At 63.5% G+C, this 12,149-nt stretch carries 2 protein-coding genes (1 of these 2 cut by a window edge); both read left to right on the top strand.

Annotated elements, in window-relative coordinates:
- Window positions 1-10,747 carry the 3' portion of a non-ribosomal peptide synthase/polyketide synthase gene (locus ACI5GA_RS04660; RefSeq protein ID WP_421421941.1) on the top strand. Its footprint begins 5,435 nt before the window's first position, so the window shows 10,747 of its 16,182 coding nt (coding positions 5,436-16,182); its start codon lies beyond the left edge, outside the window; its stop codon occupies window positions 10,745-10,747.
- Window positions 10,740-12,149, top strand: coding sequence for an aspartate aminotransferase family protein (locus tag ACI5GA_RS04655; RefSeq protein WP_421421939.1), 1,410 nt, complete (start codon window positions 10,740-10,742; stop codon window positions 12,147-12,149). The genes ACI5GA_RS04660 and ACI5GA_RS04655 overlap by 8 nt, the downstream gene beginning before the upstream one ends.

Here is a 12,149-nt window from a genome sequence, read left to right as displayed (position 1 = left end):
GCGCGTGGCGTTCGGTGCCACGGTGTCGGGCCGTTCGGCTCAGGTGCCGGGCATTGAGCGCATGCTCGGCCTGTTCATCAACACCTTGCCGCTGGTGCAGGCGCCAGACGCGCAACAGAAGGTCGGCGACTGGCTCAACGACCTGCAGGCCCACAACCTGGAACTGCGTGAACACGAACACACGCCGCTGTTCGAAGCCCAGCGCTACGCCGGGCATGCCGGGCGTGACCTGTTCGACAGCCTGGTGGTGTTCGAAAACTACCCGGTGGACGACGTGCTGCGTGAGAAACGGGACGGAGGTGTCAACCCCAACCCTATAAAGCTGGGCTCGGTCGAACTGAGCGACAAGACCCATTACCCGTTGAGCCTGGCCGTGGTGGCGGGTGAAAAAGCCCATATCCACGTCAACTACCACAGCAACGTGTTCAGCGCCGGGCAGATCGAACGCCTGTGCGGCCACTTCCAGGCGCTGCTGGACGGCATCTGCCGCTTCCCTGAGGCGCGCATCGGCGAACTGTCGATGCTGACCGAGCAGGACCTTTGCGAGATTCACGCCTGGAACCGCCCACCGTTCTCGCCGTACGTGGACCGCCCGATTCACGAACTGATTGCTGACCACGCACGCCTGCGTCCGGACTCGATTGCGTTGGTGCACGGCGAACAACGCCTGACCTTCGCCGAGTTTGATCGCCGCGCCAATCAGCTCGCCCACGCCTTGCGTGCGCGGGGCATCGGCACCGAAGTGCGGGTGGCGATTGCCATGGAGCGCGGTGTCGATTTGTGGCTGTCGTTCATGGCCGTGCTGAAGGCGGGCGGGGCGTACATTCCGCTGGACCCGGATTACCCGACCGAACGCCTGCGCTACATGCTCGAAGACGGCGGCGTGAAGCTGCTGATTTCCCACGATGCTGCGCTGAACCGCGTGCCGGTGGGCGACGTGCCGTTGCTCAATCTGGATCAACTGGACGTGGCCAACGAACCGGTCACGGCACCGGACGTGGTGATTCATCCGCAGCAACTGGCCTATCTGATCTACACCTCGGGTTCGACCGGCAAGCCCAAAGGCGCGGCCATCGCCCATGGCGATATTTCGATGCACATCCAGACCATCGGCGAGCGCTACCGCTTCACCCCGGAAGATCGCAAGTTCCACTTCCTGTCGATCAGCTTCGACGGCGCCCACGAAGGCTGGATGATGCCGATGTGTTACGGCGCCCGTGTGGTGCTGCGTGATCAGGAGCTGTGGAGCGTCGAGCAGACCTACGACACGTTGATTCGTGAAGGCATCACCGTCGCATCCTTCCCGCCGAGCTACCTGCGCCAGTTGTCCGACTGGGCGGGCTTGCAAGGGAAGGGGCCGGGGGTGAAAACCTACTGCTTCGCCGGTGAAGCCTTCAGCCGCGAAATGCTGCACGACGTGATTCGCAACTTGCAGCCGCTGTGGATCATCAACGGCTATGGCCCGACCGAAACCGTGGTCACGCCGACGTTGTGGCTGGCTTCGGCGGAAACGGCTGATTTCACCACCGCTTATGCGCCGATTGGTGATCTGGTGGGTGATCGCCAAGGCTACGTGATGGACGCGGATTTGAACCCGCTGCCGCAAGGCCTGGCCGGTGAACTTTATCTCGGTGGCGCCGTGGCACGGGGTTACCTGGACCGTCCGGGTGCGACCGCCGAGCGCTTCCTGCCGCACCCGTTCCGTCCGGGCGAACGCCTCTACCGCAGCGGCGACCGCGTGCGTTTGAACAGCGAAGGTCTGTTGGAGTACCTGGGCCGTATCGACCACCAGATCAAGATTCGTGGTTTCCGCATCGAGGCCGGTGAAATCGAAGCGGCGCTGAAAGGCTGTGAAGGCGTGCGTGAGGCGCTGGTCATTGTGCGTGACGGGGCGAACGGCAAGCAGCTATTGGGCTACGTCGGCGGTAACGACCTCAACGACGAGCAGATCAAACAGCAGCTCAAAGTGACCCTGCCGGAGCACATGATTCCGGCGCACATCATCGTCATGGCGCGCCTGCCACAGCTGCCCAACGGCAAGCTGGACCGCAATTCGCTGCCAGATCCACAGATCAGCTCCAGCGACTACCATGCGCCGCAAACCGCGCTGGAACAACAACTCGCCGCACTGTGGCAGCCGTTGCTGGGCATCGACGCCGTGGGGCGCAACGATCACTTCTTCGAACTCGGCGGCCACTCGCTGCTGGCGATGCAACTGATCTCGCGTCTGCGCCATGAGCACGGCCTCAGCGTGCCGCTGCGCGCACTGTTCGAAGCGCCGCGCCTGGCGGACTTTGCTCAGCGCGTCGCACAACTGGAAACGCCTGCGCAGCAGCTTGAACTGACCCCACGTCATGCCACGCAAGCGGTGCAGTCTTATGCTCAACAACGCTTGTGGTTCCTCGACCAACTGCAACCGGGCGGCCACACCTACAACCTGCCGGGGGCCGTGCGTTTCATTGGCGAGCTGAACGAAGCGGCCTTGCAGAGCGCTTTCGACGCGCTGACTGCACGCCACGAAGTGTTGCGTACCCGGTTCATGGCCGGTGAAGGCATTCCGTTGCAGAAGATCGAGGCTGCGCGTTCGGTCGAGATCGAACGTCTGGACATCAGCGCTGAAGATGACGTTGAAGCCACGTTCAATGCACTGGCGCAAGGCTTCGTCCAGCGTCCGTTCAACCTGTCCCACAGCCCGGTTTGGCGCGTGGCGCTGGTGCGTGTGACGGCAAACGAACAGCGCCTGCTGCTGTGCCTACACCACATGATTTCGGACGGCTGGTCAGTTCGCGTGCTGCTGCGGGAGTTCAGCGAGCTGTACGGCGCTGCCGTGGAAGCCCGTGCCGCGCAACTGGCCGAGTTGCCGGTGCAGTACGCCGACTTCGCCGCTTGGCAGCGCGACTGGCTGGCGGCGGGGGAAGCCGAGCGGCAACTGCGCTATTGGCGCGAGGAACTGGGTGACGACCATCCGGTGCTGGTACTGCCGACTGACCGTCCGCGTCCGGCGCAGCAAAGCTATCAGGGTGATCGTCTGCTGTTCGCCTTCGATGCCGCGTTCAGCGAGCGTCTGCGCGGCTTCGCCAAGTCCCAGGGCGTCACGCCGTTCATGGCGGTGCTCTCGGCGTATCAAGTACTGCTGCATCGCCTGAGCGGGCAGAACGATCTGCGCATCGGCGTGCCGATTGCCGGGCGTTCGCGTCTGGAAGTGGAAGGCCTGATCGGCTTCTTCGTCAGCACTCAAGTGCTGCGGGCCGAGGTCTCTGCTGAGCAAACCTTCCGTGAGGTGCTGGAGCAGGCCAAAGCCAGAACCCTAGGCGCCCAGGCCCATCAGGACCTGCCGTTCGAGCAACTGGTCGAAGCGCTGCAACCTGAACGCAGTATGAGCCACAACCCGCTGTTCCAGGTGGCGTACGACCACCAGCAGCGCGCGTTCGACCAACTGGCCTTGCCCGGCGTGCAGGCTGAAATCCTGCCGTTGGACGACGGCAGCAGCCAGTTCGATCTGGCGCTGAACACCCATGAGGACGCCAACGGCGCGTGGGGCGGGTCGTGGAATTACGCCACCGACCTGTTCGACCACGCCAGCATCGAGCGTTTGCATGGCCGCTTCGTGCAGTTGTTTGCGCAGTTGCTGGAACAGCCTGACGCAGCGATTGGCGATTTCGACGTGCTGGACCTGAAGGACCGCGCGCAATTGGCGTTGGTCAATGACACGGCTCGTGAATGGTCGGCTGAAACGCCGGTCGTGCATCGCCATTTCGAGCGTCTGGCTGCACTGCACCCTGAGCGTGAAGCGCTGCGTTGTGGCGACCAAATGTTGAGCTATCAGCAACTGGATCAACGTGCTAACCAACTCGCGCATTACCTGCGCGCTCAGGGCGTGGGCCGTGAATCGCTGGTCGGCGTGGCGACGCTGCGCTCCGTGGAAATGGTCGTGGCCTTGTACGCGATAGTGAAGGCGGGCGCTGCGTACGTGCCGCTGGACCCGGAATACCCGGTGGACCGCTTGCGCTACATGCTCGAAGACGCCGGGATTGGTTTGCTGTTGAGTCACGATCCAGTAATCGACGACCTGCCTGTGATCGAAGGCTTGCAGGTGCTGAACCTCGACCGTCTTGCGCTGGATGATCAGCCCGTCACCGCGCCGGTTGTGGAGATTCACCCTGAACAACTGGCCTACATGATTTACACCTCGGGTTCGACCGGGAAACCGAAAGGCGCAGGCAACACCCATGCCGCGTTGTTCAACCGTTTGGCGTGGATGCAGGATGCCTATCAACTCGACGCCACTGATGCCGTGCTGCAAAAGACGCCGTTCAGCTTTGACGTCTCGGTGTGGGAGTTCTTCTGGCCGCTGATGGTCGGGGCGCGCCTGGTCATGGCCCAGCCTGGGGATCATCGCGATCCGGCGTTGCTGACCGCCTTGATTGAACAACACCAAATCACCACGCTGCACTTCGTGCCGTCGATGCTCGCGGCCTTCATGGCGCAGGACGACCTGTCTGGCTGTACCTCGCTGAAACGCATCGTCTGCTCTGGCGAGGCCCTGCCTGCCGACCTCGCTCGTGAAACCCTGCAGCGCCTGCCAAACGCAGGATTGTTCAACCTCTACGGCCCGACCGAAGCGGCCATCGACGTCACCCACTGGACCTGCGTCAACGAGCCGGGTGCATCGGTGCCGATTGGCCGCCCGATTGCCAACCTACAAATTCACATCCTTGACAGCCGCCTGAACCCGCAGCCGATTGGCGTGCCGGGCGAGTTGTACATCGGCGGCGACGGCCTGGCCCGTGGATATCACCAGCGTCCGGGCCTGACGGCCGAGCGCTTCGTCGCCAGCCCGTTTGGCAATGGCGAGCGCCTGTATCGCACCGGCGACCTGGCGCGCTGGCGTGCTGACGGCGAGGTGGACTATCTGGGTCGTCTCGATCACCAGATCAAACTGCGTGGCCTGCGTGTAGAAATCGGCGAGATCGAATCGGCGTTGCTGGATCATCCGTCGGTGAGCGAAGCGGTCGTAGTCGCCCGTCAACTCGCCACCGGCATGCAGCTCGTAGCCTATTTGGTTGCCGAGGCGTTCGACGAAGAGCAACTGCGAACCCAACTGAAACAGCGCCTGCCGGACTACATGGTCCCGGCTCACTTGGTCACGCTGGACAAGTTTCCGCTCTCAGCCAACGGCAAGCTCGACCGCAAGGCCCTGCCCGAGCCGCACGTACAACAGCGTGATTTCGAAGCGCCGCTGGAGGGCGTCGAACGCGAACTGGCGGCCCTGTGGCAAGACTTGCTCGGTGTTGAGCAGATCGGGCGCCGTGACAACTTCTTCGAACTCGGCGGGCATTCGCTGCTGGCGATTCAACTGGTGGCGCAGGTCCGTCGCGACCTCGCGCTGGAGTTGCCGTTGCGCGCCTTGTTCGATGCGCCGGTGCTGGCCGATCTCGCCCAGTACCTGAGCACCCGTGCCGAGCGTGCGGCGTTGCCAGCTTTGCTGCCCCGCAGCGAGCAGAGCGTCGCACCGCAGTCGTTCGCGCAACAGCGTCTGTGGTTCCTTGCGCAACTGGAGCCGGACAGCGCGGCGTACAACCTGCCGTGTGTGCTTCACCTGAACGGCGCGTTGCAGCTCGACGCCTTGCAGCGCAGCTTCGACGCGCTGGCGGCCCGTCACGAAAGCCTGCGCACCTGCTTCCGGCCGGGCGAGCAGGGCATTCCGCTGCAACGCATTCTGCCGGTGAGCAGTGTGAAGATGGCGCGGCATGACCTGCGCGACAGTGCCGATGTCGAGGCTGATTTCAGCGAACTGGCCCATGCCTTCATGAACCAACCGTTCGATCTGGATGCCGAGTGCGCGCCGTGGCGTGTGGCGCTGGTGCGCGTGGCCGAGGATCAGTGGCGCCTGCTGCTGTGCATGCACCACATCATCTCCGATGGCTGGTCGGTGCAGGTCATGCTGGAAGACTTCGCCGCGCTCTATCGCGCTTTCTCTCAAGGCGAAGACGCCAGTCTGCCAAGCCTAAGCGTGCACTACGCCGACTACGCGATCTGGCAGCGAAAGGTGCTCAGCGGTAAAGAGCGTGAGCGTCAGTTGAACTGGTGGCGCGAGGCGTTGGGCGATGAACATCCGGTGCTGGAACTGCCTGCCGACCGTTCACGGCCTGCCGAGCGCGATGGTCAGGGCGGGCGCCATGCGTTCGTGTTGCCACAGGCGCTGGCCGACAAGCTGCGGCAGACGGCGCGGGCGCAGGACGCCACGCTGTTCATGCTGTTCCTGGCATCCTTCGACACCCTGTTGTACCGCCTGAGCGGCCAGCGCGATCTGCGCATCGGCGTGCCGGTGGCTGGGCGTGCCGAGCTGCAAACCCAAGGGTTGATCGGCTTCTTCGTCAACACCCTGGTGCTACGTGCGCAGGTCAGCGGCGATCAGCCGTTCAGTCAATTGCTGGCGCAGGTCAAAAACAACCTGCTGGGCGCCCATGCTCATCAGGACCTGCCGTTCGAGCAACTGGTGGAAGCGCTGCAGCCGGCGCGCAGTCTGAGCGTCAACCCGCTGTTCCAGGTCAGCTACAACCATCAGCAGCAACCGGACATGTCGCTGCTGCAATTCGACGGCCTGAGCTGCGAGGCGCAGCAGTGGGACATTAAGGGCGCGCAGTTCGATCTGGTGCTGGGCACGTTCGAGCATCAGGACGGTCGCATCAGTGGCTACCTCGACTACGCGACCGACCTGTTCGACGCTTCCACCGTGGAGCGTCTGTACGGCCAGTTGCTCACCGTGCTGAACGCCGTGTGCGCACAGCCCCAGACCGCGATTGGTGACCTGCCATTGCTCAGTGAGGCCGATCTGGCGGCGCTGGATCAGTGGAACACGCCACCGTTCTCGCCGTACGTGGATCGCCCGATTCACGAACTGATTGCTGACCACGCACGCCTGCGTCCGGACTCGATTGCGCTGGTGCACGGCGAACAACGCCTGACCTTCGCCGAGTTTGATCGCCGCGCCAATCAGCTCGCCCACGCCTTACGCGCTCGTGGCATCGGCACCGAAGTGCGGGTGGCGATTGCCATGGAACGTGGCGTCGATTTGTGGCTGTCATTCATGGCGGTGCTGAAAGCCGGTGGCGCGTACATCCCGCTGGACCCGGATTACCCGACCGAGCGCCTGCGCTACATGCTCGAAGACGGTGGCGTGAAACTGCTGATCTCCCACGACGCAGCGCTGAACCGCGTGCCGGTGGGCGAAGTGCCGTTGCTCAATCTGGATCAACTCGATGCCTCCAACGAGCCACACACCGCGCCGGACGTGGTGATTCATCCGCAGCAACTGGCCTACCTGATCTACACCTCGGGTTCGACCGGCAAGCCAAAAGGCGCGGCCATCGCCCATGGCGATATTTCGATGCACATCCAGACCATCGGCGAGCGCTACCGCTTCACGCATGAAGATCGCAAATTCCACTTCCTGTCGATCAGCTTCGACGGCGCTCACGAAGGCTGGATGATGCCGATGTGTTACGGCGCCCGTGTGGTGCTGCGTGATCAGGAGCTGTGGAGCGTGGAGCAGACCTACGACACGCTGATCCGCGAAGGCATCACCGTGGCCTCGTTCCCGCCGAGCTACCTGCGTCAGTTGTCCGACTGGGCCGGTTTGCAAGGCAAGGGGCCTGGGGTGAAAACCTACTGCTTCGCCGGTGAAGCCTTCAGCCGCGAAATGCTGCACGACGTGATTCGCAACTTGCAGCCGCTGTGGATCATCAACGGCTACGGCCCGACCGAAACCGTGGTCACGCCTACCTTGTGGCTGGCTTCGGCGGAAACGGCTGATTTCACCACCGCTTATGCGCCGATTGGTGATCTGGTGGGTGATCGCCAAGGCTACGTGATGGACGCGGACTTGAACCCGCTGCCGCAGGGTCTGGCCGGTGAGCTGTATCTGGGTGGGGCGGTTGCAAGGGGTTATCTGGACCGTCCCGGCGCCACCGCCGAACGCTTCCTGCCGCACCCGTTCCGTCCGGGTGAGCGCATCTACCGCAGTGGCGACCGCGTGCGTTTGAACAGCGAAGGCTTGCTGGAATACCTGGGCCGTATCGACCACCAGATCAAGATTCGTGGCTTTCGCATCGAGGCCGGTGAAATCGAGGCGGCGCTCAAGGGTTGCGAAGGCGTGCGTGAAGCGCTGGTGATCGTCCGCGACAGCCCAAGCGGCAAACGCTTGCTCGGCTATGTCGGCGGCGATGTCGAAGGCAGCGGCATTAACGAAGACAGCCTCAAGCAACAACTGGGCAACACGTTGCCGGAGTACATGGTGCCTGCGCACATTGTCGTGATGGAGCGCCTCCCGCAGTTGCCGAACGGCAAATTGGACCGCAACGCGTTGCCGGATCCGCAGATGGGCAATCAGGCGTTCGAAGCACCGCAGGGCGAGCGCGAAGAGCAGTTGGCCAAGGTCTGGCAACACCTGCTGGGCATTGAAGGCGTCAGCCGTCGCGACAGCTTCTTCGAGCTGGGTGGCGACTCGATCCAATCCTTGGCGGTGATCACTCGCTTGCGTCAGGTCGGTCTGAAACTGCTGCCCAAGGACGTGTTCAGCCACCCTCGGCTGAAAGACCTCGCGCTGCGTCTGACGGTGGTCGAGGCCAGTGCCGAAGTGATCGAAGAGACGCCGCACGGCGCGGTGGCGCTGACCCCGATTCAGGCGCATTTCTTCGAGCAGCCGATGGCCAACCGCGCGCACTTCAACCAGGCGTTGTTGCTGGAGGTGCAGCGCCCGGTGGAGGCGCCGCTGCTGGCCCGAGCGCTGGACGCCGTGCTGCGTCATCACGACGGTCTGAACCTGAGCTTCCGTTCGCAAGGCGAGCAGGGCTGGGCACAGACCTATCGCGAAACGCCTGCAACGGATGGGCTATGGGTTCGCGATGTCGCGGATGATCAGACGCTGACTGAACTCTGCGAACAGGCCCAGCGCAGCCTCGATCTGGAGAACGGCCCGCTGTTGCGGCTGGTACTGGCGCAGATGGCTGGCAATCAGAATCAGAGCCAGAACCAGCGTCTGTTGCTGGTGGCCCATCACCTGGTGGTGGACGGTGTGTCGTGGCGCGTGTTGTTGGAAGACCTGTCCCGTGCCTACACGCAACTGGCGTCGGAGACTCCGGTGAATCTGGGGCCGAAATCCAGCAGCTATCAGCGTTGGGCGCAGTATCTGGTGCAGGCGGCGCAGGCTCCTGAACGGGAAGCCGAAACCGCACAGTGGTTGACGCTGATCGGGCAAGAAGAGGGCGTCTGGCCGGTGGACAACGCCCAAGGCCGTGGGACCCAGCAGGATCTCGACCAGTGCGAACTGTTGCTGGACGCCGACCTGACCCATCGCCTGCTGCGTGAAGCCCCTGCCGCGCTGAATGCGCGCATGGATGAAATCCTGCTGGCGGCGCTGGCCCAGGCCCTCAGTGGCTGGACTGGCCAGACCAACAACCTGGTGGCGCTGGAAGGTCATGGCCGTGAGGCGTTGGCTGAAGGTCTGGACGTCGGCCGCACTGTGGGTTGGTTCACTAGCTTGTTCCCGGTGCGGGTCGAGGCAGCGAGCGACATCAAACAGACCGTCGAGCAGGTGCGTGCCGTGGTGCGTGGCTTGCCTGACAAGGGTGTCGGTTTTGGCCTGCTGCGTTATCTGGGCCATGAGCGGGTGCGCGAGCAACTGGCGGCGCTGCCGGAGCCGAAAGTGGTGTTCAACTACCTCGGCCAGTTCGATCAGGATCTGGGCGATGGCCGTTTCGCGCCGTCGAAGGTGAGCGCCGGTGCGTTGGTGGATCCGTCCACACCGCTGAACCGCGAGTTGGAAATCAACGGCCAGGTGTTCGCTGGAAAACTGGGGCTGACCTTCCGCTTCAGTGGTCAGCGTTACCAGCGCCAGTCCATCGAACGCCTGCAAGCGGCTTACCGCGCCGCGTTGATCGAGCTGCTGGACGGCCTGCCCGTAGGCAACGTGACACCGGCACAGGCCATACGCAGCCAGGGCGCACCGAATCCGCTGATTCGCCTGAGCACGGGCGTCAGTGAGAAGCCAACGGTGTTCTGCGTGCACCCGGTCAGTGGAACGGTGGTGGGTTACTACGCTCTGGCGCGCCGGTTGTCGACGCAGTGGGACGTGTGGGGCATTCAGAACCGTCAGGTGCTGGACGGCCAATGGCGCGACACCTCCATCGAACAGATGGCCCGGGATTACGTCAAGGCGCTGTTGGAGCACCAGCCTTCGGGGACGTATCGCCTGATCGGCTGGTCCATGGGCGGCACGATGGTGCTGGAAATGGCTCGTCTGCTGACCCGTCTGGGCAAACGCGTGGCATTCGTCGGCCTGATCGACGGCTACGTGCCGGGCGCGGGCCAGCCTCGTCCACCGGTGCCGGACAACGCGCCTCGACCTCAAATCGATGCGGATTCAGAAGAAGGCGATGAGCACTGGCAGCAGTTGCTCGGCGTCGAGCGCCACATGCGTCAACTGGCCAACCAATGCCGGGACATCCCTGCCCTCAGCGTGCCGGTGTACGCCTGGTGGGCCGAGCGGTCCCCGGAAAATAACGAAAACGCACCGGCTCTACTGGAGCAGGGCATGGGTGGGCGCATGCAGGTTTCGGCCTGGATCGATGCCGACCACCTCTCGATCGTCCGTGATCAGCAGTTCATCACTCAACTTGCCGAGGCCCTCGCGCAAGTCAACGAACGCCCTCAGTCCCACGATTTCCAGGAGCAGGAATATGCATAGTCAACAGAACGTGACGTCGATCAAAGAGCTGAACCCGGAGGCCGCACTGGCCAACGCCCACTACCAGTTCGCGCCGACCCCGCGTCTGGAGCGCCAGGCGTCGGTGGAGTCCAACGCGCGCAGCTACCCGCGACGCATTCCACTGGAACTCAAGCGCGCCCAGGGCATTCATGTGCAGGACAGCGAAGGGCGCTGGTTCATCGATTGCCTGGCCGGGGCGGGCACGCTGGCGCTGGGGCACAACCACCCGGAAGTGGTGCAGTCGATGCGCAGCCTGCTGGACGGTCAGCGTCCGTTGCACACGCTGGACCTGATGACCGAAGCGAAAGACGAGTTCATCAACGAACTGTTCGCCTTGCTGCCGCCCGAGTTCGCCAAGGACGCGCGCATCCAGTTCTGCGGCCCGGCGGGCACCGACGCGGTAGAAGCGGCGCTGAAACTGGTGCGCACCGCCACCGGGCGCAGCAACCTGATGGCGTTCCACGGTGCCTATCACGGTATGACCCAAGGCGCGCTGGGGCTGATGGGCAACCTGGGGCCGAAGATTTATCTGGATGGCCTGGCCTCGAACGCGCAATTTTTGCCGTTCCCCTACGACTACCGCTGCCCCTTCGGTGTCGGCGGTGAAGCGGGCGAACGCATCGGCCTGCATTACATCGAAAATCAGCTCACCGACCCGGAAAGCGGCGTGCTGCCACCGGCCGGGATGATTCTCGAAACGTTGCAAGGGGAGGGCGGCGTGGTGCCTGCGTCCGCCAACTGGCTGCGGGAAATTCGCCGCATCACCCAGAACGCAGGCGTGCCGCTGATCCTCGACGAGATTCAGTGTGGCGTGGCCCGTACCGGCAAACCGTTCGCCTTCCAGCACGCCGGTATCGTCCCGGATGTGCTGGTGCTGTCCAAGGCCATCGGCGGCAGCCAGCCGATGGCGGTGGTGGTCTACAACAAGTCGCTGGACGTCTGGAAACCGGGTTCCCATGCCGGGACCTTCCGCGGCAACCAGTTGGCGATGGTCGCCGGCGCCACCACGTTGCGCATCGTGCGCGAACAACAACTGGATCTACACGCCGCTGCCATGGGCGAACGGCTGAGCGGTCACCTGCGCGCGTTGCAGAAGGATTACCCGCAAATGGGTGATGTGCGTGGTATGGGCCTGATGCTGGGCGTGGAAATGGTCGACCCCGAAGGCCGTCCGGACACGCTGGGCCGCTTCCCGCAGAACGGCCAACTGGCGTCGAAGATTCAGCGTGAGTGCCTGCAACGCGGGCTGATCATTGAGGTCGGTGGCCGTCATTCCAGCGTCATTCGCTTCCTGCCCCCGCTGATCATCACCGCAATTCAGATCGATCAGGTGGCCGAGATTTTCGGTGCTGCCGTCAGCGCTGCCGTACGCCTGCGTTAA

The organism is Pseudomonas sp. Pseu.R1, from assembly GCF_045764065.1.
In the GTDB taxonomy this organism is placed as follows: domain Bacteria; phylum Pseudomonadota; class Gammaproteobacteria; order Pseudomonadales; family Pseudomonadaceae; genus Aquipseudomonas.
Note: the sequence above shows the minus strand (reverse complement) of the source record. Positions and strands in the feature narration are given on the sequence as shown.

Excerpts from the sequence above, each read along its gene's own strand:
- ACI5GA_RS04655 (WP_421421939.1), top strand. The coding sequence starts at position 10,740 with ATGCATAGTCAACAGAACGTGACGTCGATCAAAGAGCTGAACCCGGAG.